Source organism: Microbacterium sp. UBA837 (genome assembly GCF_002296025.1).
Classification (GTDB): domain Bacteria; phylum Actinomycetota; class Actinomycetes; order Actinomycetales; family Microbacteriaceae; genus Microbacterium.
The window spans coordinates 1-25195 of the sequence record NZ_DBHD01000191.1 but is presented as its reverse complement, the minus strand read 5'-3'; the positions used below and the strand labels follow the sequence as shown (position 1 = coordinate 25195).

The 25195-nt window shown below is 66.3% G+C and carries 31 protein-coding genes; 28 read left to right on the top strand and 3 right to left on the bottom strand.

All coding sequences use genetic code 11. The features are described from left to right. The first annotated feature begins 175 nt into the window (after window positions 1–175). The 28 genes from B3587_RS13690 (at window position 176) to B3587_RS13555 (ending at window position 23091) form a co-directional block, all read left to right on the top strand. Window positions 176–724, top strand: coding sequence for a hypothetical protein (locus tag B3587_RS13690; protein WP_292729637.1), 549 nt, complete (start codon window positions 176–178; stop codon window positions 722–724). Further along, a complete protein-coding gene (locus tag B3587_RS13685) occupies window positions 702–2201 on the top strand; it encodes a terminase large subunit (protein WP_292729634.1) in 1500 nt (499 codons plus the stop codon). The genes B3587_RS13690 and B3587_RS13685 overlap by 23 nt, the downstream gene beginning before the upstream one ends. Then, window positions 2198–2368, top strand: coding sequence for a hypothetical protein (locus B3587_RS13680; RefSeq protein WP_292729631.1), 171 nt, complete (start codon window positions 2198–2200; stop codon window positions 2366–2368). Before B3587_RS13685 ends, B3587_RS13680 begins: the two co-directional genes overlap by 4 nt. Beyond that, window positions 2365–3534 carry a phage portal protein gene (locus B3587_RS13675; protein WP_292729628.1) on the top strand — a complete coding sequence of 390 codons (1170 nt, stop codon included), beginning with the start codon at window positions 2365–2367 and terminating at the stop codon, window positions 3532–3534. The genes B3587_RS13680 and B3587_RS13675 overlap by 4 nt, the downstream gene beginning before the upstream one ends. After that, on the top strand, window positions 3531–4238 hold the full coding sequence (locus B3587_RS13670) for an HK97 family phage prohead protease (RefSeq protein ID WP_292729626.1): 708 nt from the start codon (window positions 3531–3533) through the stop codon (window positions 4236–4238). The genes B3587_RS13675 and B3587_RS13670 overlap by 4 nt, the downstream gene beginning before the upstream one ends. Continuing rightward, window positions 4235–5455 carry a phage major capsid protein gene (locus tag B3587_RS13665; RefSeq protein WP_292729623.1) on the top strand — a complete coding sequence of 407 codons (1221 nt, stop codon included), beginning with the start codon at window positions 4235–4237 and terminating at the stop codon, window positions 5453–5455. Before B3587_RS13670 ends, B3587_RS13665 begins: the two co-directional genes overlap by 4 nt. Window positions 5456–5529: 74 nt before the next feature. Then, window positions 5530–5910 (top strand): hypothetical protein, encoded by a 381-nt coding sequence (locus B3587_RS13660; protein ID WP_292729621.1) that lies wholly within the window; start codon window positions 5530–5532, stop codon window positions 5908–5910. A gap of 57 nt (window positions 5911–5967) precedes the next feature. Then, window positions 5968–6339 carry a hypothetical protein gene (locus tag B3587_RS13655; protein WP_292729619.1) on the top strand — a complete coding sequence of 124 codons (372 nt, stop codon included), beginning with the start codon at window positions 5968–5970 and terminating at the stop codon, window positions 6337–6339. After that, window positions 6336–6803 (top strand): hypothetical protein, encoded by a 468-nt coding sequence (locus B3587_RS13650; RefSeq protein WP_292729618.1) that lies wholly within the window; start codon window positions 6336–6338, stop codon window positions 6801–6803. The genes B3587_RS13655 and B3587_RS13650 overlap by 4 nt, the downstream gene beginning before the upstream one ends. 14 nt (window positions 6804–6817) lie before the next feature. Then, on the top strand, window positions 6818–7123 hold the full coding sequence (locus tag B3587_RS13645; RefSeq protein ID WP_292729615.1) for a hypothetical protein: 306 nt from the start codon (window positions 6818–6820) through the stop codon (window positions 7121–7123). Further along, complete coding sequence (locus B3587_RS13640) at window positions 7107–8138, top strand: phage tail tube protein (protein ID WP_292729612.1); 1032 nt, start codon at window positions 7107–7109, stop codon at window positions 8136–8138. The genes B3587_RS13645 and B3587_RS13640 overlap by 17 nt, the downstream gene beginning before the upstream one ends. Further along, window positions 8135–8704, top strand: coding sequence for a hypothetical protein (locus tag B3587_RS13635; RefSeq protein ID WP_292729609.1), 570 nt, complete (start codon window positions 8135–8137; stop codon window positions 8702–8704). The genes B3587_RS13640 and B3587_RS13635 overlap by 4 nt, the downstream gene beginning before the upstream one ends. Before the next feature lie 11 nt (window positions 8705–8715). Beyond that, window positions 8716–9048, top strand: a complete 333-nt coding sequence (locus B3587_RS13630) for a hypothetical protein (protein WP_292729606.1) — start codon at window positions 8716–8718, stop codon at window positions 9046–9048. A 237-nt stretch (window positions 9049–9285) separates the two neighbouring features. Then, a complete protein-coding gene (locus B3587_RS13625) occupies window positions 9286–11274 on the top strand; it encodes a hypothetical protein (protein ID WP_292729603.1) in 1989 nt (662 codons plus the stop codon). A gap of 1 nt (window position 11275) precedes the next feature. Next, entirely contained in the window at window positions 11276–12058 is a 783-nt protein-coding gene (locus B3587_RS13620; protein ID WP_292729600.1) for a hypothetical protein, read from the top strand. A gap of 72 nt (window positions 12059–12130) precedes the next feature. Next, window positions 12131–13168, top strand: a complete 1038-nt coding sequence (locus B3587_RS13615; protein WP_292729598.1) for a hypothetical protein — start codon at window positions 12131–12133, stop codon at window positions 13166–13168. Beyond that, window positions 13168–14151, top strand: a complete 984-nt coding sequence (locus B3587_RS13610) for a hypothetical protein (protein ID WP_292729596.1) — start codon at window positions 13168–13170, stop codon at window positions 14149–14151. Before B3587_RS13615 ends, B3587_RS13610 begins: the two co-directional genes overlap by 1 nt. A 9-nt stretch (window positions 14152–14160) precedes the next feature. Next, a complete protein-coding gene (locus B3587_RS13605) occupies window positions 14161–14844 on the top strand; it encodes a hypothetical protein (RefSeq protein ID WP_292729593.1) in 684 nt (227 codons plus the stop codon). Then, complete coding sequence (locus B3587_RS13600; protein ID WP_292729591.1) at window positions 14844–15011, top strand: hypothetical protein; 168 nt, start codon at window positions 14844–14846, stop codon at window positions 15009–15011. The genes B3587_RS13605 and B3587_RS13600 overlap by 1 nt, the downstream gene beginning before the upstream one ends. Continuing rightward, window positions 15011–15817 carry a hypothetical protein gene (locus B3587_RS13595; protein WP_292729588.1) on the top strand — a complete coding sequence of 269 codons (807 nt, stop codon included), beginning with the start codon at window positions 15011–15013 and terminating at the stop codon, window positions 15815–15817. The genes B3587_RS13600 and B3587_RS13595 overlap by 1 nt, the downstream gene beginning before the upstream one ends. After that, complete coding sequence (locus B3587_RS13590; protein WP_292729585.1) at window positions 15817–16242, top strand: hypothetical protein; 426 nt, start codon at window positions 15817–15819, stop codon at window positions 16240–16242. Before B3587_RS13595 ends, B3587_RS13590 begins: the two co-directional genes overlap by 1 nt. After that, window positions 16235–16732: a hypothetical protein gene (locus tag B3587_RS13585; RefSeq protein WP_292729582.1), complete on the top strand. Its 498-nt coding sequence runs from the start codon at window positions 16235–16237 to the stop codon at window positions 16730–16732. The genes B3587_RS13590 and B3587_RS13585 overlap by 8 nt, the downstream gene beginning before the upstream one ends. Then, window positions 16732–16989: a hypothetical protein gene (locus B3587_RS13580; protein ID WP_292729580.1), complete on the top strand. Its 258-nt coding sequence runs from the start codon at window positions 16732–16734 to the stop codon at window positions 16987–16989. The genes B3587_RS13585 and B3587_RS13580 overlap by 1 nt, the downstream gene beginning before the upstream one ends. Window positions 16990–16997: 8 nt before the next feature. Further along, window positions 16998–17399 carry a hypothetical protein gene (locus B3587_RS13575; RefSeq protein ID WP_292729577.1) on the top strand — a complete coding sequence of 134 codons (402 nt, stop codon included), beginning with the start codon at window positions 16998–17000 and terminating at the stop codon, window positions 17397–17399. 137 nt (window positions 17400–17536) lie between these two features. Next, window positions 17537–19996: a LamG-like jellyroll fold domain-containing protein gene (locus B3587_RS13570; RefSeq protein ID WP_292729574.1), complete on the top strand. Its 2460-nt coding sequence runs from the start codon at window positions 17537–17539 to the stop codon at window positions 19994–19996. A 126-nt stretch (window positions 19997–20122) separates the two neighbouring features. Next, complete coding sequence (locus B3587_RS13565) at window positions 20123–21205, top strand: acyltransferase family protein (protein ID WP_292729571.1); 1083 nt, start codon at window positions 20123–20125, stop codon at window positions 21203–21205. Between the two features lie 291 nt (window positions 21206–21496). Continuing rightward, window positions 21497–21796 (top strand): MerR family transcriptional regulator, encoded by a 300-nt coding sequence (locus B3587_RS13560; protein WP_292729568.1) that lies wholly within the window; start codon window positions 21497–21499, stop codon window positions 21794–21796. A 380-nt stretch (window positions 21797–22176) separates the two neighbouring features. Further along, window positions 22177–23091 carry a tyrosine-type recombinase/integrase gene (locus B3587_RS13555; protein ID WP_292729565.1) on the top strand — a complete coding sequence of 305 codons (915 nt, stop codon included), beginning with the start codon at window positions 22177–22179 and terminating at the stop codon, window positions 23089–23091. Window positions 23092–23143: 52 nt separating this feature from the next. Here the strand turns inward: B3587_RS13555 and B3587_RS13550 are convergent, their stop codons facing one another. The 3 genes from B3587_RS13550 to B3587_RS13540 all read right to left on the bottom strand — a co-directional run. Beyond that, window positions 23144–23953: an Ltp family lipoprotein gene (locus tag B3587_RS13550; protein WP_292729562.1), complete on the bottom strand. Its 810-nt coding sequence runs from the start codon at window positions 23951–23953 to the stop codon at window positions 23144–23146. 42 nt (window positions 23954–23995) lie between these two features. Beyond that, window positions 23996–24871: a tyrosine-type recombinase/integrase gene (locus tag B3587_RS13545; protein WP_292729559.1), complete on the bottom strand. Its 876-nt coding sequence runs from the start codon at window positions 24869–24871 to the stop codon at window positions 23996–23998. Between the two features lie 107 nt (window positions 24872–24978). Beyond that, window positions 24979–25195 (bottom strand): hypothetical protein (locus tag B3587_RS13540; protein ID WP_292729557.1); only part of this gene is annotated, 217 nt, incomplete at its 5' end.

The following is a 25195-nucleotide window of genomic DNA, read 5'->3' as shown; positions in this document are numbered from 1 at the left end:
ACTTCCCAAAAATCCCCCTCCCCGGTTCGCCTCACCCTCATGTGGGTACGAGTGGGGACGTGGGGTCGCTGAGCGCTCTCATGGCGTTCGAGGGCCGACCGGTGTCGATTCAGGGGGTCAGGCCGTCAGGCGGGCGCTGACCGAGAGGGGCGCTCTGAAAGATCGGGAGGTCTTCATGGCTCTTCCGAAACACGGCACTGTCAGGCGATACCGGGCGGGATGTCGCTGCGACGAGTGCAAGGCGGCGAACACTGCGGCGAAGCGTCGCGAGCGCGAGCGGAAGGCTGAGCGCGAGGGCCGGCCCGTGAAGCGTACCCAGGCGTCGAAGCGTGTACCCACATCCCGCGATGTACCCACAGGATCAGGCGCCGGTGACCCCACCGATCGGGAGATCGAGCGGGAGTTCGAGCGGATCGCGCGCCTCTCCGACGCCGGCCCCATCGAGCGCGAGGTGTGGGCGCTCCTGGGAGAGATGGACAAGCCCGCCGAGCGGCTGACGCGCGAGGTCGTGTTGCGTGCCGCGCAGATCATGGACAACCCCGGATCGGCCGCGCTGTTCAAGGCGGGCGCCGACGTCATGCGTTCCTTCATTGCTGATCACCTCGCGACCAAGCCGGGAGGTGACGGGAAGAGTGGAGCCCTCGCAGAATTCCTGGGTTCGATCGGGAGTTCCCGCGGGCGTCGAAACGGTCCCGCGGTGGATGACACCGCGCAATCCGGATAGAGACACGATCGCCGATGAGGTGATGGCCGTCATGCGGCTGCTCGGCTGGGAGCCGATGCCGTGGCAACAGGACGTGTTCGACGTCGCGTTCGAGGTCGATGCTTTCGGGCAGCTCTGGTACACCGAGATCGTCATCATCATCCCGAGACAGTCGGGGAAGTCGACGCTGGTGATCCCGTGGGGCGTGCACCGGATGGTGACGTGGCCGGATCGACAGTTCCTCCTCTACATCGCGCAGACCCGTGCGAAGGCATTGGAAAAGCTCGAGGAGGAGCACTTCTACCACGTCGGCCGATCACCGTTCGCTGAGCTGCTGGTCCCGAACCGGCGCGGGAACCTCCTTCACCTGTCGCACGGTGACGAGCACATGAAGTGGGCGAACGGGTCGAAGTGGGGCATCGACGCGCCCACAGAGGACGCCGGGCACGGCGGCACGCTCGGTCTCACGATCGGCGACGAGATCTTCGCGCAGAAGGATGATCGTCTCGAGGCGGCTCTCGGCCCGGCAACGACCGCTGTTGATGATGCGCAGTCGTTGTGGATATCGACCGTGGGCGAGTCGAAGCTCAAGTCGCCGTTCCTGTGGAAGAAGGCGGAGTCGGGCCGGGCTCGTGTGGAGGCCGTCCGTGCGGACCCTTCGTTCTTGAGCGTGCACCGGTCGCTGTACATCGAGTATTCGGCTCCGATGGATGCCGACCCGCTGGACCCGCTCACCTGGTGGGGGTGCATGCCGGCGCTCGGCTACACCACCACGGAGCGGAAGATCGCCGCGTTCGCGGAGAACATGCGCGAGGCGTTCTATCGCCCCTTCCTGAACTGGTGGGGTGACGACCTCGGCACCGACTGGGAGATCTCGAAGGATGCGTGGAACCACCACGACGTCCTCGACAGGGACTCGCAGATCGACACGAACAAGCTCGTCTGGGTCATCGACATCTCACCCGACCGCGACTGGGCATCGATCGGCGTCGCCGGTCAGCGCGCCGACGGGAAGCTGCACATCGAGGTCGTCTCAGACGGCCCCGGCACCTCGTGGCTGCTAGACGGTGAAGGTGAGGGCGACGACAGGCTGAAAGGCATCCTCGAGCTCGTCGACCGGAACGGCGGCGTCGTCTACTACGAGCACCGCACCACCGGGACGATTGGCCCGGATCTCGAAGAGGCCGGCATCGAGGCGTACCCGATCGGGGCGCAGGACATCGCCGTGGCCGCGCCGGCGCTGAAGGACTACGCGCTGAATAGGCGGATCGTTCATCTCGGACAGTCCGAGCTCAACGAGGCGTTGGCGGCGGCGGCGAAGAAGAAGCTCGGCGACGGGTGGGCGTGGGTGCGTGGACGGTCGCTTCGCCCGATCACGTCGCTGATCACCGTGACGTACGCGCTGCGGATGCTCGCGAAGAAGCTACCCGAACTCGGGTACGACCCGGCAAGCGCGCTGCGGCATGCGAACCGGCTGGACGAAGGGACGGACGCATGACCGAGAAGAAGGAGCGCCGCGACTGGTCGACGATCCTCGACATTCTCGGTGCACTGCTGATCGTCGCCGGCGTGGCCCTGTGGTCAATCCCGGTCGCGCTCGTCGTCGCCGGCGTCGCCGTTCTCTTGGCGGCACATCCGATCACGGTCAGGGGGTGGCGTCGATGAGCCTGTTCGTGCGAGAGGAGCGCCGCGACCTCGGGTGGCCTGAGGTCTACGGATCTGAGGGGTCGGCGTTGATCGGCCCGGGCACGGTCACCAAGCTCGCGCCGGTCTATGGTGCGGTATCGCTCATCGCCGACGAGTTCTCGTCCACGCCGTTCCGAGTGGAACAGGAAACCACCGATGGGGAGCAAGAGCCGGTGCAGGCGCCGCTCATTCTCCTCGACCCTGACCCGTACCTGTCCGAGATGGACTGGCGTTACCAGGCTGTCGTGTCGCTGAAGCTCCGGGGCAACGCCTACGGACTCGTCGATCCCGGGCGCCGATACTGCCGGTGGATTCACCCGGACTGGGTGATCGTCGATGAGTCGAATCCACTGAAGCCGCGTTACTACGTCAACGGTGTCGAACAGATCCCTGTGAAGCGTGGGGGGTCGCTGCTTCACGTCCGCGAGTTCGTGCAGCCCGGGACCGTGAAGGGGCTCTCGCCGATCCAGCACTTCATGTCGACGTTCGACACGGCGAATCTGGCGAACGAGTTCGGGCGCAAGTGGTTCCGGAACGCCTCGGTGCCGCCGGCGATCTTGCAGTCGAAGACGGCTCGCATGGACCCGGACAAGCTGCGCGAGGCGCGCGACGACTTCGTGGAAGCCACCAGCGAGGGTAAGCCGGTGGCGCTTCCGGGCGAGTGGGAGTGGACGAAGATCTCGCTCACCGCTGATGAGGCGCAGTTCCTGAACACGATCGAGGCGTCCGCAACCACGATCGCGACGATCTTCCGCGTGCCTGCGGAGGACATCGGGGGCAAGGCCGGCAACTCCCGCACCTACTCGAACCGCGAGATGGACCAGGAGCTGTTCAACATCCGGACGCTGCTCCCGCTGGGACAGCGGCTCGGGCAGGCGCTGTCGGCGCTTCTGCCAACGGGGCAGCGGGTCGTATACGACCTCGACTTCCTCGCCCAGCCTGGACAGCTCGAGTCCGCTCGCGCGGACACGGAAGAGCTGCGCAACGGCACGCTGCGCCTGAGTGAGGCACGCCGCCGGCGTGGGCGTAAGCCGCTTACAGAGGCAGAGATCGAGCAGTGGCAGCAGTGGTACGCGACCACGAAGAGCGAGAGCGAGAGCGACGCCAAGTCGTACGCCTACTCCATGCAGGAGGGAACACAATGACCGACGTCATCGAACGGCGCGCGATCCCACAGCGAGTTGAGCTGCGCGAGGCGCCCGAAGGGAGCGACAGCCCCGGCATCCTCACCGGGTACGGGGCTGTGTTCAACCAGCTCAGCCGCGATCTCGGCGGGTGGTTCGAGGAGATCGCACCGGAAGCTTTCGGCGCGCCGGGCACCGACGGTGCAGTGGACATGGAGCGGCACGGTCGCGTCATGGGCCGATCCGAACACTCGTCGAAGCTGCTCCTCGGCACGACCGACGCCGGCACGTTGCGGCTGTTCCTCGACGATGTCGGGCTCCGCTACGAGATCGACCTCCCCAACACCGGGGCAGGTCGAGACGCCGCGGTACTCGCCGGTCGCGGGGACTACGCGTTCTCGTCGTTTGCGTTCCGCGTCCTCCCCGAGGGAGCCGAGTGGCGCATCGACGGAGACGACAAGTACGTGCGGCGCGTCACCGGCGCCCAGCTCGTCGATGTAGCCCCTGTCGCCGACCCGGCCTACTGGGGATCGAGCGCCGAGCTCCAGCGAGCATTCGACCTCGACGAGGTCCGAGCATCCCTCAATCCTCCGCCTGCCCCTCCGGGTGAGCGGGAACAAGCCGCAGCAGAGAGCTGGCGGAGCAAGAACACCCGTCTGAGCGAGCGCGAGGCGCTGGCTGGACACCGACGCCGCCGTGGCGGCAAGAAAGGAGTCTCTCGATGAGCACCATCGCAGAAGACATCAAGCGCCTCGCCGACGAGCAGAAGCGGGCGTGGGAGAACGAGGGAAAGCCCCTCGCCGACATCGCTTCGGAGCGGGCGTTCACCGCCGAGGAGCAGCAGAAGTTCGAGACGCTCGAGCGGGCGTACAACGACTTCGACGACCGCATCAACGCGCTCGTGATGCAGCGCAACCTCGAAGAGCGGGCGATGGACTTCGCCGGCGAGCTCCTCGGCAACCGCAGCGCCTTCGGCAACGCGGCTGACCTCAAGAAGTTCGCTGACGACCTGCGCTCGGTCCTCGGCGGCGAGCAGCGGAACCTCGACTACGTGCCCACCTCGGACGAGGTGCGCGCGCTCAGTGTCGGCACCGCGACCGCTGGTGGGAACACCGTCGGCGCGACGTTCCTCCAGCAGCTCGTGGAGCCGCTCCGCCAGTTCTCGGCGGTCTTCGCCGCCGGCGCGTACATGTTCGTCACCGAGAAGGGCGACGAGGTCACCCTGCCGCGGCTGGCGAGCTTCGGTGCGGCCGCCGCACAGACCGAGGCGACCCAGCTCACCGGAACCGACCCGACCTTCAACCAGGTCAAGTTCGGCGCCTTCAAGTACGGCGACTACCGCGGCATCTCGAACGAGCTGATCACGGATTCCCTGATCGACATCGAGGGGTTGATCTCGCGCCTCATCGGCGAGAACATCAGCGTCCTGCTCGGCCAGAAGTTCGCGGTCGGTGCCGGCACGACCGAGCCCACCGGTGTCGTCACCGCCGCAACGGTCGGCAAGACCGGTGGCGTCGGCGTCGGCGGTGTCCCCACGTGGGAAGACCTGATCGACCTCCAGGAGTCGGTGCTCGCGCCCTACCAGGCTCGCGCATCCTGGATCGGCTCGAACTCGGCGATCGCCGCGATCCGGAAGCTGAAGGACACCAACGGCCGCTACTACTGGGAGCCGAACGGGCAGACGGGTGCACCGTCGCAGCTCCTCGGTAACCCCGTGTACCGCGACCCGTTCTTCGCGACCGTGGCGAACGGTGCGAAGTCGCTCGCCTACGGCGACTTCTCCCGCTACTGGGTCCGCATGGTCGGCAACGTGCGCGTCGAGCGCAGCGACCACGCCCTGTTCGGTTCGGACCAGGTCGCGTTCCGCGGCGTGGTGCGTGCCGACGGCAACCTGGTGGACACCTCCGCCGTGAAGGTGTTCCAGGGCGGCGCGGCGTCCTGACCATCACCGGGAGCCCGGGCCTCACCCGCTCGGGCTCCCGGAACACCGATCGAACTCACACGAAGGAAACGATCATGACGCAGCGCAAGACGGCGGAAACGCCGAAGCCGGCCGCCGCCGAGAAGGCGACCGTGAACAAGGCAGAGGTCACCACACCCCCGGATGCCGAGAAGGCTTCCGAGGAGACCGATACTGCGACGGTGGACGTGGCGGAGGTTGCCGCGACCGTAGCCGCAGACACCCCCGCGGACACGGAGGCTGAGACCACGTCGACGAAGGTCGACGGGAACGTGCCGTCCACCGACGCAGGTGAGAAGAAGACCGTCATCATGGCGATCTCGATCACCGGATACCGCGACGGTCAGCCGTGGCCCGGACCCGGCGAGCCGGTCACCCTCCCCAAGGACGAAGCCGACAGCTTCATCCGACTCGGGTACGCCACCACCGAGAAGTGATCGCGAGTTGCGCGCTCGGTCGAAGAGCCGGGCGCGCAACTCGTAGAGGGGAGCATCATGGCGAGCAATTGGCCGCTGCATGCCGCAGACCTGCGCAAGGCGCTCGAGTACGACGTGAGCCAGGACGACGCCGCCGAGCTCGAACTCTTCATGGCGTCAGCATGCGAACGCATCGACACCTACACGGGCCGCAACAAAGACTCGGCACGCCACGTACTCCCGAGCGGGAAGCTCCCGACGATCTTCGTCCTCGCCGCCCGCTACACCGCGAAGCTGTGGTGGCAGCAGGAACACAAGGGGCCGCGCGCGCGACCGAGCGGTGAGGATGGGGAAACCGCGCCGATGGGCGTGGATCTGCCTCGCAAGGTGCAAGCGTGGCTCGCTCCCTACCCGCCGCGCCTGTACATCCCTGCTGAGGAGGAAGCGTGAGCGGCATCGCTGCGCGAACCGGAGTGCCCGCCGCACGCGCCGGCCTAGAGGCAGCGATACGCGCAGCGCTCACCGACGAGCCCGAGGTCGACATCTACCCGGGCTTCCAGTGGCCCGTGAACTACCCCGACTGGACGGCGCTCGGTCAGGCAACCAGCGAGACCGACCCGAAGAACATCGGGCCACGCCGGCAGATGGACGAGACGATCACGATCGACGTCAACGTCGGCGCTTGGCGGCCCGGCCGCGGTAGGGAAGTCGCGCAGGCCGCATACGACCGGGTCTTCAGCTTGCTGGTGAAGATCCAGAACTACATCCTCGACGGCGACAACATCACGCTCGGCGGTGCCGTGCTGTGGTGCGTCCCGGGCGGCTTCGACGCCGACGGCGAGGAATTCGAGGGCGGCTTCCAGGCGGAGATCGCCGCACGATTCGTCTGCTCGCACCGGATGCGAGCCAACTGAGAGGAGTCGCCGAGATGGCGAAATTCATCAACGTCAGCCCGCTCGGCGCACTCGACATCCCCGCGATCGGGCGAGTCGTCCAACGTGGCGAGGAATTCGAGGTGCGTGACGAGCTCGCCCCGACATTCGCGGGACAGACCGCGAACTTCATCCCTGCCGACCACACCGTGCCAGAGCTCCGCGCCCTCGCAACCGACATCGGCTTGGACGTCCCCTCGGACGCGAAGCGTGCGGAGATCATCGCGGCGCTGACCGGCGCGGCGAACACGACTGACGCTGACGGCGTCGAGGAAGGAGAGTCCGGTGACGACGCAGCTTGACTTCACCGTCGGCCTCGCGAAGGAGTCCGGGTACGGCACGGCCGTCACCGTGACCCGCTTCGTCGAGTCTGAGGCCAAGATGAAGTACGACGTGAAGACGGAGACCGGGAAGGGGCTCCGCCCCGGAAAGCCGGTGAACCGTCTCAACCGCAACTACATCTCTCGCTTCGAGGGTTCCGGCGAGATCGCGTGTGACGCGACGACCCGCGGTCTCGGGTTCCTGATCAACGCCGTGATGGGCGCGATCACGAACACGCAGGTGCCGACGTCGAGCCCGGCCGTGTACCAGCAGGTGCACACCCTTTCGATCACCGACCCCATCTCGACGTATACGGTGCAAGAGGTGCTTCCCACCCTCGGCGGGGTGAACTCGCATCCTCACACGTTCACGGGGTGCGCGTTCGACAGCCTCGAGCTGTCCGCGTCCGAGGGCGGCACCGTGGAGGCGAAGTTCTCCATCACCGCTCGGGAACTTCTGACCACTGAGGACGCAGCCGCGGCATCGTATCCGGCCGACGATGAACTGTTCACCTTCGTCGGTGGCGCGATCTCGCTCGGCGGGACACTGACCGCGCCGACCTCGACGGCGCTCGCATCGCTCAGCGGCGACCCCGCGGCGAACATCGCCGACGTGTCGGTGATGATCAAGCGCAACCTCGACTCCGACGGCTGGAACCTCGGCGGGCAGGGCAAGCGGTCACGTCCCCCCGTGCTCGGGAAGCCGGAACTGTCGGGGAAAATCACCGCGGAGTACGAAGACAACACGCTCCGTGACGCCTACCTGAACCAGACGGCGATGAATCTGGTTCTCACCTTCGAGGGCACCGAGGAGCTGTCCTCCGGGGTGAAGGCCGTTCTCCAGGTCGTTTTCCCCGCGATCCGGCTGAAGGGTGAGGTTCCCACTTCGGACGGCGGGAACCCGATCAAGCAGTCGATCGATTTCGAAGCGTTCGACGACGGGGTCTCTGCGCAGCCGGTCTGGGTCGTTCTCCGCACGCTGGACACGACACCGTGAGCGAGGCGACGGGGGCTCAGCCGGACCCGGAGAGCCTCCGTCGCCTTCTTTCCGGGCTGCGCGAGTTCCCCCCGAAGGTGCGCACCCGCACCCGCAAGGCGTTGCGCGGCACCGGCGACGAGATCATCGCGGGGCAACGCGCGCGTCTGGACGGCGCCTTGCCAGGCGGAATCCGGAAGTCCGGGTCAACGCGCATCCTCGTGCACTCCAAGCGCAAGGGGAAGTTCTTCCTCGTGAAGAAGAACCTCTACAGCGACCGTGACGTGCAACGTGGTGGCCGATCGACCGGTCTCCGCGAGGGGATCAAGGCTGGGCTGCGCACTCGCGTTGTCACCGGCAAGACCCGGCAGGGTATCGAAATCAAGACCACAGGCCCGAAGGTCGACGGCTACAACAAGGCCAAGTTCTGGAACAAGCGTCGCTTCCGTCACCCCGTTTTCGGGAACCGGGACCACTACGTCGACCAGGCCGGCCAACCCTACTTCCGTGCGCCCGCATTCGCTGGGCGAGACGACATGCTGCGCCGCACCGAACAGATCCTCCGCGACGCCGCGAACTCATTCTGAAGGAGACACAGATGGCGAAGATCCTGCTGGCCGATGGCCGGAAGATCCCGATGGTCAAGCCCACCGCGTGGGACGGCGTCGACGTCGAGCGCGAGACCGGGTGGAACCGGAAGAAGTACGCCGAGATGATGCAGTTCACGAACGTCCAGTCCGCGTTCGGCATCTTCGCGTCGCTTCGCCGCGCAGGCGTCGAGACGACGTTCGCCGAGTGCATGGAGTACACGGGCATCGAGAACATCATCGCCGAGCCCGGCGACCTCGCCCGGCAGGCAGAGGGCGAGGGTGAGCAGACCCTGGACCCTCCGAAGTCCGAAACGGACGCGGACGACGATCCCGCCGAGTAAAGAACGAGTCCTGGCCGGAGCTTGATCGTCTCAACGAGCGCGAACCGTGGCTGGTCGACCAGATCAGAACCCGCGAGCTGCTGATATGCCGGCACGACTACTGGCCGTCCCTCACGCCCGACAAGATCCGGGAACTCGAATACTCACAGTGGCCCGAGCTCGCGCTCGCGTGCGACTCGATCTCTGAGCAGCGGAAACGCGAAGCGGAGGAGATGAAGCGGAAGGCGAGGTGACGGCATGCCCGGAGGCGCTTCTGATCTGATCATCCGCCTACTGGTCGACGACAAGCAGCTCGACAAGGTCGACAACGCCCAGAACCGGTTCGACGCCTTCGGCGATGGGCTCGGCATCGCCGCACGCGGGGCCACCGTCGCCGTGGCGGCGATCGGAGCGGCGGCGGTCGTGACCGGTGTGGCCGCGTCTGAGGCGCAGCAGGCGGCTGGCGCCGTAACGTCTGTCTTCGGCGAGTACGCCAGCGAGGTCGAAGACTACGCCGCCACATCCGCGGAAGCGGTCGGACTCAGCGCCGCCGCGTACTCGCAGATGGCCGCGACCATGGGTGCCCAGCTCGGAAACATGGGCCTGGCGCAGGAGGAAGTCGCTGGTCAGACGAACGAGCTCATCACGCTCGGCGCTGACCTCGCGGCCACGTTCGGCGGTTCCACCTCCGATGCCGTCGGAGCGCTGTCCGCGCTGCTGCGCGGAGAGGCTGACCCGATCGAGCAGTACGGCGTGTCCATCAAGGAAGCGACGATCAACGCGAAGCTCGCCGAGATGGGCCTTGCTGATCTCGAGGGGGAAGCGGCGACAGCCGCGCGGACGCAAGCACTCCTAGCGCTGGTCACTGAGCAGACCGCGGGCGCGCAGGGGCAGTTCGCGCGCGAAGCGGACTCGGCAGCGGGGTCGACGCAGATTATGCAGGCGCAGTGGGCGGACGCGGCAGCGCAGCTCGGACAAGTGCTTCTGCCTGTCGTGTCGGCGGGAGCCGCGGCGCTCGGTGATTTCGCGAACTGGGCGGGGGAGAACGCGGGACTCGTGCAGGGGCTCGCCGTGGGCGCGCTTGTGCTCGCTGGGGCGATCATCGCCGCGAACGCCGCGTTCAAGGGGCTTCTGTTCATCAACGGGATCGTGGCGGCGCTGACCGCGTTCCGTGCCGCTCAGGCGGCCGGGACGACGGCGACGATCGCGCAGACCGTCGCGCAGTGGGCGAACAACGCCGCGTGGCTGGCATCGCCGGTGACGTGGATCATCCTCGCGATCATCGTCGCGATCGGCCTGCTCGTCGCCGCGGTTGTCTGGCTCGCAACCAACTGGGATTCCGTCATCCAATGGATCGGCGGTGCGTGGACATGGCTGTGGGAGACCATCCTTCAGCCGATCTTCAACGGCATCGCCGCGGTGTTCACGTGGATCTACCAGAACATCATCTATCCGATCATCGTCGGGATCATGCTGTACATCGGCCTCTGGGCGGCGGCGATCACGTTCCTGTGGGAAGCGGTCATCTCGCCGGTGTTCAACTTCATCGGGGCGATCTTCCAGTGGATCTGGGCGTCGATCATCTCGCCCGTGGTCGGGTTCATCGTCGAGCACCTGAACTTCATGGGTGCGGGCTTCCGGCTGCTCTACGCGAACTACGTGCAGCCCGCGTTCAACGGCGTCGCATCGGCGCTGCAATGGGTGTGGGGATCGATCATCAAGCCGACATTCGACGCGATTGTCGGCGCGATCCGATGGGTCGGCAACACCGTGAGCAGCGTCTTCGGCGCGATCGGCGGGTTCGTCGGAAACGCCTTCTCACAGGCGCTCAACTTCGCACGAGGCCCCATCAACGGGCTTATCAGTCTCGTGAACAGCGCGATCTACGCACTCAACGGCCTGTCGGTGTCGATCCCGGACTGGGTTCCGGTCGTTGGTGGACAGACGTGGGGGCTCAGCCTCCCGACGATCCCGATGCTCGCAGCCGGTGGTGTGACCACCGGGCCGATGCTGGCGTGGATCGGCGACAATCCGGGCGGGCGTGAGGTCGTCGAGCCGCTGGATTCGGTGCAGCAGCGTCTCGAACGGGTCGCCTTGCAGTCCGCGGCGAACGCGAGCGGGAGATCCGGGACGTCGCGGCTCGCTCGCGATGATCTCGACTACCTCGCAGACCGGATCGGGAACACGGTGTACCCGCTGATCATGGCCGGCGCTCAGCGCACGGTCCGTACGGCACTGAGGGGTTGACATGGCGGTAGCTATCTCGGCGGCGCTCCTCTCGGCGTCTGACCCGCAGCCGGTGCAGGTGGCGATAACCGGCACGACTGCGGGTCAGATGTTCGAGGTGCGCGGCACCGCCGCGGACGGGTCCGAGTGGGAGATCCCCGGCGGGGTCGGAACGTCAACCGGGGGTCAGATCCTACTCATCGACAACCGGGCGCCCTTGAACAGCGTCGTCACCTACGTGGCAGTGGTCGCCGGTGACTCCTACACGTCGACAGTGGTCACGATCGACTACGACGGGGTCGCGGTCGTGCAGACACTCGACGGCCAGACCGTGGTCGAAGTGGAGATCGCATCGGTCACGGAGCCTCGAAAGGGGGCTCCACGGGCGAACGTGTTCGAGATCGCTGGAAGGTCCGATCCGGCCGTCCGGCTCGACGTTCCCGGGAGCTACGAATACTCATGGGAGCTCGAGACGGTCGGAGCTGACTCGGACGTTTTGCTCGCGATCCTCCGAACCGGGCGACCTATCGTGCGCCGCACGGTAATCGGAATGCGCGACCTGCAAACGGTCGTGCTCGGTGTCGTCACAGGCTGGGCCGACGAGCTGACAAGCGACGGGCTCCATACCTGGCGCCGATGGTCGTTGACAGTGCGTGAGATCGCAGATCCAGAACCGTCGAAGCCGCTCGTCGCCTACACGTGGAACGACTTCGACGCGGCGATGGACAGCCGCACGTGGGACGACTTCGACGACCTGTTCGACACCTGGGCAGAATTCGACGCCGCCGACTGGGCGCAATACTGAGGAGGCTTCCGGATGCCGCGATCGGGACCGCCTGAGGAAGTGCTCGCGGGAACATGCCGGTGGTACCCCAGGGTGACATCGTGGCTCGGCGCCACACTCCTCGCCGCAACCATCCCGATCGTCTCGGGACGGGTCACTGCGAAAGCGGATCAGGATGTTCCCGAGACTTTGACGCTGACCGTACCGAGATGGGCAGCACCTGCCGCAGGTTCCGATGTGATCGACTGGCGCCCCGGGAAGAACGCCAGACACCCGCTCGCACGCTATGGGCAGCGCCTCGACGTGACCGTGATCGTGGAGTCCCTTGCGACAGGCACCAAGTACGAAACCCGAATCGGCCGGTTCCTCATTCGAGACTGGGAGGACGATGACTCGGGGACGGTGAGCGTCTCGGCGGATGGTCTTCTGAAGCTCGCGGAGACCGACAAGCTCGGCCGGGCGATGTCACCGGTGGGGAGCCTCGCCAGCGAAGCCCGCAGACTGCTCCCCGCGGGAATGGGCGTGTCTTTCGACACCAGCCTTGAGGACCGGGCGTGCCCGCGCGGCATGGCCTGGTCCGACGATCGCCTGAGCGCATTGCAAGAGATCGCGTCAGCATGGCCGGCGTTGCTGCGAACCGATGAGTGGGGCCAGTTTCAATTCCGTGCACCCCTCCCCGACGTGCCGGTCCCAGTTCTCGAGTACAAAGACGGCGTCGGCGGGACGTTGATCGGCGCACCCATGTCAGACACACGTGAAGGCGTCTACAACCGCGTCATCGCGAGTTCCTCGAACAGCGACGTCGCGGATGTGCAGGCTTCGGCGTCGGTGACCGCTGGTCCAATGAATGTTCGCGGCGATTACGGCGTCGTGACGAAGAAGTGGTCCTCACCCCTCATCACAGACAGGCGTTCCGCTGAGCGATCCGCGCAGACGATGCGTGACAACTCCATCCGGGCGGCACAGACCGTGCCGGTGCGGATAGCGCCAGACCCCCGACCCGACCTGGACGACGCGGTGGTCGTGAAGCGTGGAGGGAACACGGATCTGTGGGGGTGGATCACCGGATACGACATGCCTCTCACGCAGGCAGATGGGGACATGCGGATTGACGTGGGGGTTGCGGCGTGATGGACATCAGCAATCTCAACATTCGCGGCGCCTCGGAGACGGTTGCTCCCGAGGCGGCAGACGACGTAGCGCCGTTCACCACCGGAACGGTCTACGAGGTCGACCCGGGCGCGGGACTAGTTCGGGTGGGAGTCGCGGGCGGGGCTGTATGGCTTCCCGCGATTGCCGCGCGCTACACCGGCGACTCTCTGGCGCGTGTGCTGCTTGATCCCTTCACTTCGCGACCGGTTCTCGTCGCCGGCGCGGTTCGCCCGCGCGACCCCGCAGTCCTCGGCCGGGTCACCGCCGGCCCCACGTCAGGGATGCTGACGGTCGAAGTGGATCAGCAGTCCCATGAAGTACCGGCCCTGCCTGGCGCCTATTCGGTGGACTCGTCAGCTTGGGTGCAGCTCGACGACTGGGGTGTCCCGTTCCTCGCGATCGGACCTTCAGCGGAGGCCGCCAGCGCCGCGCCGTCGACCCCGTCGGCACCTGATCAGTCGGCTACCGAGCAGGTGACGGTCGCGATCGGGCCGCAGTGGTCAGGGACGTGGCGGCAGACGCGCTGGGGAAATTGGAATCAGAACCGCTACGGCGGGATCTCTGACATCTACCAAGGCAGCTATCAGTCGTCCGGGACGCTGCTGGGGTTCGCGGCCTACGGCGACCAGGTCGTCAACCTCGGCGCAGTGTCGATCGAGAAGATCAAGTTCACGGCGCGCAAGAACGACACGAACGGGCTGTCCGCGGCGCTGACCGTGCAGGGGTCACCGCACGGCGCGCGCCCATCAGGAGCGCCGTCATCGTCGGGAGATACCGCGTCGACGCCGACGATCGGTCCCGGCGGATGGGGTTCCGTCGAGCTCCCGGCTTCCCTGCGAGAAGCGTTCAGAACGGGCGCCGCGAAGGGCCTCTGCGCAGTAGGTGGCGCATACGGCGGGTTCGGCGGCACAGCAACACCGGGGAGCTTCGTGCTGGAGATCACCTACACCCGAAACGTCTAGGAGGACAAGATGGCGATCGACGCGCGGCGACACACCACCCTGCTCGAGGGTGAGAAGCCGACCAGGGCAGCACTTGCAGCGGCGATCTTGTCGATCAACGACGTGATCCCTGTGGCGAACAAGACCGATCAAGCGCAACTCGCGACCGAAGTGGCCGGCGCAGGGATAGACCCGGCGGAGGCGCCGATCGTGACAGTGCGCGCAGACGCGCCGGGTCTCCATGCCATCGAGTATTCCTTTGACGGTTCCGTGTGGCTCCCCGCGTCGGGGCTGTTGCATTTCGATTCTGATGCGGCTCGTGACACGTGGACGACCGCGAACTCGGCCCTGTTGTCAGCGGGTGACGAATGCGTGTCGAACGGATTCCCGTGCGTTTGGTCCGGCACCGAATGGTCTGGTTCGACGTGGACGACGCTGACGGCAGCCGCGGGGTGGACGGCAGGGACGGGCTCGAACGCTCCGCAGGTATGCCGTGTGGGTAACACGATCTGGTACCGGGGGAGCCTGTACGGGGGTACGCCGAACACGACGGCGGCGACGCTTCCGACGTGGGCGCGCCCGTCACGCACCGCACGTGTTCGGATCACACTGTCGGATGGCTCCAGTGGGTATGTGCGCGCGTGGTCGTCGGGCGCTTTCCAACCCTCGGGCAGCGTGCACGACGAGACCTACGTTCCGTGGCCGGTGCTGTGATGGCCGCCGAGCTGCCCGGCGCGGATCAGATCCGGGAGATCCTCGCCGCGGACGGGGCCCCGCCGCACATCATCCTCGACATCGGTGGCAGCGCCGACATTGACGGTGACGGCCTGGTCCGTGCCCGCCTGGATGATGCCGGCGAGCTCGTGGTCGAGGACGCCTGATGTACGTCTACCCGGGCGAGTTCGTTGACCTCGGCTACGGACGCGGCTGGCTGGACCGGAAACCGGCCGCGTCGATCTTCCGCATCGACCAGCAACTCGGGCATCCGATCCAGATCACCGAAGCCGGCCGCTTTCGGTGGCGGCAACAACAGCACTACGACACCTACCTGCGCGACGGGTATCCAATCGCACTGCACCCTGATACCCCCTCTGAGCACCAGAAGGGGAAGGCAGTCGACTCCGATGAGGCGCAGCGCATCCTCGCGATCATGCACGACAACGGGTGGCGGCGCACCGTCTACCGGTGGGTCAACGGAGTGTGGACCCTCGTCGAGGAGTGGCACTTCGAATACTTCGAGCACCTCGACAACCACCGCCACGAAGGCACGCCCGCGGGCGGCAACGCACAACCTCTGGAGGACGTCATGAATGCTGACCAGGAGAAGAAGCTCAACCAGAAGCTCGACTGGCTCATGGAGCGTGTGGCCGGGTCGAACGATTCGGGACCGTCGATCACGGACCTGCTCCGCGCGATCGACTCCGACACGGACCGCATCCGCACCGTCGTGGGCGGTTCCCTCAAGGACGGCGCTGTCGTCGGGGGGAACGTGATCAACCGGCTCCGGGCGATCAAGGCCGCGCAGGGCGACGAGCTCACGAAAGAAGACCTTCAGGAGGTCATCGCGGGGATCATCGAGTCCGCCGGCGGGGGTGGGCTCACGCAGGAGGAGATCACCGACGCGGTCGATGAGGGCTTCCGCCGCGGCATCGACAGTCTCACCATCACCGCGGTGGCGAGCGAGTGATGGCCGTCCCGGCGATCATCCCGTCCTCGTGGCGGGACAAGCTCGCCCACGCGTACCTGCCGGAGACATTCGCGTCGATCATCGCGGTCGGGTCGCTCGCGTTCGGGGTGACGATCGTGATCATGCCGGACTTCTACGCCGGCATCACGTCGTTCGCGCTCGCGTTCGCGTTCGTGGAGCCGCACTGGTGGGGGCTGGTGATGGTCGCGCTCAGCGTTGCGATGCTCACGCTCCTCTTCACCTCACGCCAGGCAGTCGCGGTCCCCACGTTCCTGCTCGGCATGGTGTGGGTGCTCTGGGTCGTTCCCATCGCAGCAGTGCCCGGGTTCGCCCCGTCGGCGGCGATCGCGTACTGGATGATCTCGCTGCTGACCATCACGACCGGGTTAGCATGCACCGTGCGGAGGGAAGAGAGCCGTGGGTGAACACAAGGCGATCCGGCTGACGTCGCCGACGAACGCGTGGGCGCTCGGGGCTCAGGCGATCTCGTTCCTGATCCCTCTGCTTGCTGTGACGGGGGTTTACGATCCGGCAGCGCTCGGGGAGATCAGTCCCGTTCTATCCGAGGTGTGGCAGTGGGTGCTGCTCGTGTTTGCCGCGGTCGCCGCGACGGCGACGCTGCTGCTCGAGTACACCCTCGGCGACGGGCGTCGGATGGAGTCGGTGCTGAGTATCGAGATGGTCGCCACCGCGGTCGTCGCGCTCTGCTACCTGATCCTCTTCGGGGCGCTCGTCGACCAGTACGGATTCCTCTCGAACCCGCTGACGCAGCTCATCATCGGGGGCCTCGGGCTGACCGCGGCAGGCCGGGTCGGACAGATCCTCTGGGAGCGGTGGAAGTACCACCGTGCGAAGAAGTCCCGGCCGGTTCACATCGCACGGGTGGAGGCGATCGCCAGCCCGAAGGAGAGCTGATGTCGTTCGAGCAGTGGGGAGCCCTGCTCGGTGTGGCAGCAACGCTCATCGTCGCCATCACGGGACTCCTGAAGGTCATCGTCGACGCCGTGGCGCTCCGCAAAAAGAGCGACCCGGAGCCGGCACCCGAGGTCGGTATCCCGGCGACACCCGACACGGACATCGATATCCGCGCATACGAGGACATGCAGGCCGACCGCGACAAGTGGCGCGATCTCTACCTCGGCAACAACAAGCACGACGATCCCGAAAGGTGAACATCATCATGAAGACCATCGCAGGCTGGTTCACCGCGGAGCGACGCCAGCTCATCCAGGCGTTCTTCGCCTCGCTCGCGCCTCTCGCGATTCTGCTCGGATACGGAACCGAGGGAACGTGGGAGCAGCTGCTGATCCTCTCGGGTGCGGGGCTAGCCGCGGCCGGTTCGCTGCTGAGCCTCGTGAACGTCCGCATCGGGGACTGGGCTACCCAGGGGTGGGCGATCGTCCGTGGCGCGGTGTATGCGCTCGGCACGACCGTTTCGCCGGCGCTCGTGCTCCTCGGCTTCTACGACGAAGCGACGAACACGCAGGTGCTCACCGGCATCTCCGTGGGGCTCACGGTCCTGTCGTCCGGGATCGCGATATTCGCGAACGGGCAACAGCAGAAGACCGCCCTGGCCGCGTAAGGGGTGAGGGTCGGTGTCCACGCTCGAGCTGATCACGCTCGCGCTGCTGGACGCCGACCTTGCCCTGCTCGTCCTGATCATCTTTCTGATCGTCACGTGATCAGTTCTCCCCCTCAGCATGAATTGAAGGAGCCGTGATGGCCTACCCCGAGTACATTCAGACCCGCGTCGTTTCCGTCGGCGGCGCGACCGCGCTCGAGTCGTCCGCGCTCCTGAAGATCCAGGTCGCGATCGTCGCATCCCGCTCGCTGATCTGGGACGCCACCGGCTACCGGTTCGAGAAGACCGGCCACTCCGTCGAGTCTGAACTCGGCAACGAGGTGCAGATCGTCCTCCCGCGCACAGACGTCGCCGGCTGGAAGGACGCCGCCACCGGGTCGATCATCGATGTCTCCGCCGAGGACGCCTATTCGCACCGCTACACCGCGACCGTGCGGTTCCTGGACGCGAACAACAGTGTGGTGGGCGCCGAGTACACCATCGGACCGTTCCCGATCCCGGACGGTGAAGGCGCGATCGATCTCGACCGCATGGTGCCGGCATCGACCGTCGCCGGCGACGCGATCTCGATCCCCGACCTGTGGTCGCAGCTCGTCTCTCAGGCCGAGGCCGCCGCCACCTCCGCGCAGGCCGCACTCGTCGACTCCGCACAGTTCGTCGCCGACGAGATCGGCACGCCGGGAACCCCCGCCAGAATTAACCTAGAGGCCACGTTTGCTCATCTTGACGAGGGTGTTCTTGTCATTGATGGGGAGCCGGTTGGAGGCGGCGGGGAGGTTGACCCTGCCGAGGTCGAGTCCATCGTCGACGCCCGAGTCCCCGGACAGGTCACCGCGTCTCTCGCCGCTGACGACGCACCCGCCCTCGCTGCGCAGGCTGCTGTCGACTCGGCGGTGTCCGGGCTGAACATCTACTCCCGGCCCACCCTTTCGTCGGTACTTACCGACCTCGACCCCGAATCGCTGTGGCGGCTCAACGAGACGAGCGGTGACGCCATCGACTCGATCGGCAGCTATGACGGCACGGTCGGCGCGGCCGTCACCCGCACCGGCGACCCGCTCGCGGCCAACGATGTGCGATCGTTCCGGTTTCCCGGCACTGGTTCCGGCCTGTCCGTGGCCTTCGGTGATGTCTACTCGTTCGACAGTACTGCTGCCTTCGGCGTCGTCTTCGCTGTCAAGCCCGCCGCGCTCGCACCCAGCACGCGACTCATCTCGTCGGACAACAACGCGGACGGATGGAACGTCGTCATGCAGTCCACGGGCGAGATCTATGTCTCCCGCTACGTGAGCAACACGACCGTGCAAGTGGCGCAGTCGTCTGCGATCCGGCTCGAAGTGGGTAAGACCGCTCTCATCGTCGCCGGATTCGACGGGACCGAGGGGTTCCTGTTCATCTGTAAGGACGACACGGTCTACGAGATCGGAGTCGATGGCGGGGTGATCCGCACCGACGCGCGGACGATCACGACCGGCCCGAACAACTTCCGTATCGGCGCGCGCGCAGACAACGGCACAGGCGGACCATTCAACGGGCACATGTCCAACGTGGCAGTCTTCGCTGACCCCTCTGAGCTTGCGGAGCTGGGCACCGTGACCCGGCTGTATCAGGCCATGCGGGGCATCCTTCCAATTGAGGCGATCCCTCCCATCCCCGGCATCCCGCAGTACCTCCGCGAGGACTCCGAGCACGACATCTACGCACTCGGCATCCGCGCGTTGCAGCACGTCGACCCCCTGTCGGGCGGCGGCAGCGACGGGAACGTGGCGATCGGAGATGACGCGCTCGCGGAACACCGCAGAGGCAAGCACAACGTCGCAATCGGTCTCGACGCGCTCGCGGTCGCCCGCGACGACACGGGGTCCGGCGACCCCAACGTCGCGATCTACAACGACACCGCGGTCGGCGGACAAGCGATGATGTCGCACCTCGCCGGAACCGACAACACCGCCTACGGGCACAACGCCATGAAACGGCGCGAACGCGGTTACGGCAACACCGTCCTGGGATCAGGGTCGGGTCGTGGTGCTGAGGACGCCGAGCCCATCTGGACGGAAGCCGTGCACGGTCAGACGCTGGTCGGCCACAACGCCGGTCGTCTCTCGCATCAGCCGTACGTTGTCGCTGTCGGTGAGGACGCTCTCAAGAACGCGACCACCGCGGAAGAAACTATCGGCATCGGCAAGAACGCGCTGTTCAACGCGACCGGCGACCGCGGTACCGCCGTCGGTCACCTCGCGGGGGCACAGATCACCACGGGGGACGGCAACACGGCGATCGGCGCACAGTCGGGCGGCCTCTCGGGCGGAGCGGGCACGACAGCTACTGTCGCGGGCGTGACGCTGATCGGGGAGGACACGCAGGCGCAGGCCGATGATGTGGTGGCAATCGGGCGCGGCGCTCGGGGCTTCCACACCCGGTCGGTCGCTCTCGGTCAGGGCACGCAGACCACCGCAGAGGATCAGGTCATGGTCGGAGCACGCGACATCGAGATCACCGACGCGACCCGCGGTGTCATTCTCCGTGCGCCGAACGGGACGCGGCACCGCCTGACCGTCACGAACGACGGCTCACTCTCGACGGCGCCTGTCACCTGAACTAGCGCACACAGAACGCTGTGCTTCGGGCGCTGGTGTCGCAGAGCGCGGCAACGATCCCGCCTGATCGAGAGTGTGACCGCCCGGAAACATGCCGGTGCGCCCGCATCCGCTATGGTCAACGTCGTGACTGTGGGGGTACAGGCCGTAAGGCAAACACGGATCAAAGCGCTCGACGGACTGCGCGGCATCGCCGTCCTGCTCGTGATAGCAGGCCACTCAATGCGCGCCGCACAGATCGACATGCCGCCCGCGCTGGCGTTCCTTGAACAGGGGGGCCGGGGAGTGACGATCTTCTTCGTCCTCTCCGGCTTCCTGATCACCTCAATCCTGGTGAACGAGTTCGACCGCTCTGGCCGTATCAGCCTGAAAGCCTTCTACGTCCGACGAGCATTCCGCATCCTCCCGGCTTTCTACGCGTTCCTGATCGTGATCGGCGTTCTGAGCCTCGCCGGGACCTTCGTGCAGGTCACCTTGCCGCAGCTCCTCGCCGCCGGCCTGTTCGTTTGGAACTACGCTCCGGTCGATGGCACATGGTGGCTCGGGCACACGTGGTCGCTTGCGATCGAGGAGCAGTTCTACCTTCTCTGGCCGCTCGTGCTTGTCCTGTTCAAGCCGCGCATCGCGATCCGTATCGCCGTGGCAGTGATCTTGGCCTCGCCGCTCATCCGTCTCGCCCAGTACTTCCTGTTCCCGGAGACGAGGGAGCAGATCTCGGTCATGTTCCACACGCGCGCCGACGCGCTTATGGTGGGGTGCCTGCTGGCGCTCCTCATCGGCCACGCCCGCTGGGATCGGATCATGCCCGCGATCGCGCGGTGGTGGCCCGCGTACGTCATCTTCCTCGTCGCCATCGCGCCGCCCGCGAAGGCGTACCTCCAGGGCGTGTGGGACCTCACGGTCGGATGGTCGATCGAGCAGCTCTGCGTCGCCGGCATCATCTGCGCCGCGATCGCCCTCCCCAACAGTCTGATCACGCGGGGACTATCGTGGAAGCCGCTCACCTGGATCGGACTCATCTCGTACGCGCTCTATCTTTGGCAGCAACTCTTCCTCGGCTTTGGCTGGCCGAGCTGGTGGTCCCCCATCATCGGCATCGTCGCATCTGTCGCCGTCGCGACCGCGAGCTACTGGCTTGTTGAAAAGCCGTTCCTTCGCCTCAAGAAGCGTTGGGAACGAGGAGTCGCCGACGTTCAGCCAGGCATCTGAGGCTCGACAATCCGACTCCGCAACACGCGAATTCACGCGCTTACTCTTCCAGCTACAGCACGAAGGCCAGGACGACTAGGGCACCTACTGATACGAAGAGGAGGGCGAGTACTCCATAGGCCCACCGCGGGGTTCCTGGCCGCTTGATCTTCCGGTGTCGCCGCCGTCGTGTCCCCATGACGGCTCATCCTAGGGGGCGCTGATTGCGGCGACGTAACGGGCCTAACCCCCGCCTATCGCACACATATTGTTGGCTCCTGCGACCAAGGCTTAGGTGTCTAGGGTGGGTCCATGTCTCCGCAAGCGAGGGGCGTGGTCCCACCCGAACGGGTCGAAGCGATCATGGCCGCGAAGCAGGTTGCCGAAGACGCGGAGCTGCTGCTGAAGCAGGTCACCGTCGACGCGCTCGTGAAGGGTGCGTCGTTCCCGGAACTGTCCAAGGCGACGGGGTTCTCCACCTCGACGCTCCAACGCTGGGTCCGTGAGCTTGGAGCGGTCCCCGCTGGCCGTCGTCGCGAGGGCGACTGGAAGCACAGCAACGACGTGTGGGTGCAACGCATCCAGGCGATGCGCGACCAGGCCGGCAACTGAAAGTCTCCGGCTCGAAACTTCCATTTCGGCCGCGAATTGAAAGTCTGGTCGACGCCGCCACGGTTGCGTCCCACCGGCCAGAACTGACCTCGCACATATAGGTGAACTTCGCATCTGCCAACGGCAGACGGCGATACGAGCCCGCTCAGCGCGCTCAGCCCCGGCACGTTCGGCAACGAGCGTGACCCCGACGCCCCGGCGTCCTACCTCTTCGGAGGCTGGGACGCCGGGGCGTCTTTGTCGTTGCAGGAGGGTCACGATCAGCGCCCGGTGTCGGCGGGCGTGCTTATGGTGGAGGTCTCCCGAAGATGGGAGCGGCCCCCGGGGTGCTACCAACACCACCGAGGGCCTGACGAACGACCTGGATTGGAGGTCGTCCGATGGACGATCGTACTCTGCCCGCCTCTCCGCTCGCGATCGAGGCGCGCGACAACTTCCTCGCCCACTACAAGAACGGCACCCTCGCGCTATACGAAGGAGACCTGCGGATCTTCTTCGACTGGTGCGCCGCCGCCGGCATCGACCCGTTGCAGGTGCGCCGGTCCACGCTCGAGCGGTTCGTGCACGACGAGATCAACGTGCGCGGCAACACCGCCCGCTCCGCGTGCCGCCGGTTCCAGACCGTCCGCTCCTTCTACCGTCTCGCAGCGGCCGACGAGATCATCGACCGCGACCCGACATGGATGGTCCGCCTCCCGAAGTGGGAGGTCAACCGTGACGAGATCGACTGGCTCGACCGGTACGAGATGGGGCGCCTGCTCCAAGCCGCGGAGGCGACGTCGCCGGCGCAGCATCTCCTCGTCGGCCTGATGGGCATCCTCGGCCTCCGCGTGTCTGAGGCGTGCAGCATCCGCCTCGAGAACCTCACGGAGCATGAGATGGGCTACACCGTGTTCACTGTGCTCCGGAAGGGCGGCAGGTGGCGGGAGATCCCCTTCCCGGTCCCGATGCTGCGGATGGTGAACGCCGCCCGCGGGGACCGCACCACGGGACCGTTGGTCACCACGAAGCGGGGGAACGCGCAGACCCGGAACGGCGCGCACGTGTGGATGAAGCGGCTCGTCCAGATCGCCGGCCTCCCGGCGACGGTGCATTGCCATACCCTGCGCCACTCGGCCATCACCGAGATGGTCAACAGCGGCGCGTCGATGCAGGAGGTCCAGGAGTTCGCGGATCACCGCGATATTCGCTCGACGGAGTGGTACTACCACCGGAAGGCGAGCCTCGACCAGCACGGCGGCCACACGCTCGCGCGCAACTTCATGAGCGCGGCGAGCCTGCGCTTGGCGGCATGAGAAGAGGCGCCCCGGCCGACTGCCTGGGGCGCCTCGATCTCGCTTCGGGTCGTCAGTAGCCGACGGCGCTGACGCCGTACTCGGCCTGCTCCTGGGAGAAGCCCTCGAAGAGGAGCTGCTCGATCAGACCATCGCGGGAGAAGGACGTGTACTCGAGGTAGCTCTCTGCTTTGAGCGCGGCTTGCTCGTTCCAGTCCACCTCGATGTTGTCGACGGCGAACTCGGCGTCGGCGGTGTCGAATCCCTCGAATTCGAGTTGGCCGATCAGGCCGGAACGGGAGAACGCGGTGTAGGCGAGGTAGCTTTCGGCCTTCGCGATGGCGTTCTGCTGGCCCATGGTGAGCTGCGGGGGCTCTTCGCCGGTGATGGTGACGGTGGAGCCTTCCTCGACGCTCTCGCCGGCGGCCGGGTCGGTGCCGGTGACGGTGGCTTCATCGCTCGCGGTCGTGGACACCTCGAGGCCGAGTGCTTCGAGCGCGGATGTGGCGGCGGCGACGCTCTGGCCGTTGTAGTCGGGGATTTCGACCATCACAGGCTCGGGCTCTTCCTCGACGGCTTCTTCTTCGACGACAGGTTCGGAGCTCGCGGTGGTCGCGGGGACCGCGCTCGTAGTGGAGGGTGCGTTGAGCGCGCCGATGATGATCATCAGCAGGAAGAGAGCACCGACGCCGATGAGCACCCATGCCCACCAGCGCAGCCCCTTCTTCTTCGGCTTCGCCTCAGCTTCGGGCGTGGTATCGGTGAGCACGGCCGTGTCCCCGGCATCCGGTTCAAGCCATTGTGTGCCGTCCCAGTAGCGCTGCTCGTTGTTCGCGTGCGGGGCCGGGTACCATCCGGGCGCGGGCGTGCTGTCGTTCGTCATGATCCCCCCAGGGTGTAACGGTGAACGTTCGGGGAGAGACTACTAGGCCGCGACCGGCGGAATGTCTCGATTTCGTCCCGATCGGTGAGGGATGGCACGCGGCGGTAGGGCGTGGATGGCGTCGCGTTTTCGCTTCGCGGAGACGCGCGTGTAGATCTCCGTGGTGGCGACGCTCCCGTGCCCCATCAGCTCTTGTACGACGCGGATGTCGATCTCGTGGTCGACGAGGTCGGTGCCGAAGGAGTGGCGCAGGGAGTGCGGGGTGAGTTGTGGGTCGGTGATGCCGGCGCGGTGTTTCGCGCGGGTGATGAGGTTCGTGACGGATGAGGAGTGGATGTGCCCGGGGCGGCCGGCGCGAGCGGGGAACCACCAGTCGTCGGTGGGCATGAGTCGCGAGAGCTCGGCGATCACCGGGTGCAGTGGGAAGGAGAGGGGCTTGTCGCCTTTGACGACGGAGCGGATGGTGCCCGCGAGGAGGTCGATGTCGTGGCCGTGGACGGCGGCGATGGAGGAGACGCGGAATCCTTGGTAGTAGCCGAGGAGGATCATCGCGCGTGTGCGGGCGTAGGCGCCGCTCTCCAGCATCGCGTCGACCTGCTCCGGGGTGAATGGTCGCGCGGTGCCTTTCGGGGCTCTCACGACCGGCAGGCGGGCTGCGGGATTGTCATCGCGGTACCCGTCCTCGACGAGGAATGTATAGAACGCGGTGAGCGCGTTCCGGCATGTGCGTCGCGATCCAGGCTTGATCCCTTCCCGGCCTTGGAAGGTGCGTAGCTGCGTCACGGTCGCGTCGACCAGCGACGTGTCGATCGTGGCGCGTAGCGTGCGGAGAATGCTCGCACGGTTGCGGATGGTGTTCTCTGCTAGATCTTGGGCCCGCTGGTATGCGGCGAAGGCCCCCAGTACTTCGTCGTCCATGGACGATATATGCCACAGGACGGATGCACGCGCATGTGCTGTTGTGGGCGCAAGGCGCTTGTGGTCGCCGGTCGGCATGGGTTCGCTGTAACCTTCCGACGATCCGGTCATGACGCGAGCGGTGCGATGATGCCGTCTTCGACGTCGATCTCGTGCCGCCAGCGTTCCCCACCGGCGATGCGACGAGCCTCTGTGTACCAGTGCTTCGGACCGGACCACCCGCAGGAGCATGATGCCAGCCACGCCGGACCGATAGCCGTCTGAATGCGGCTCGCGCGGGGTCGGGGGCCGGGCTTTTCCGCCGGGGGCACGACGCGGCCCGCC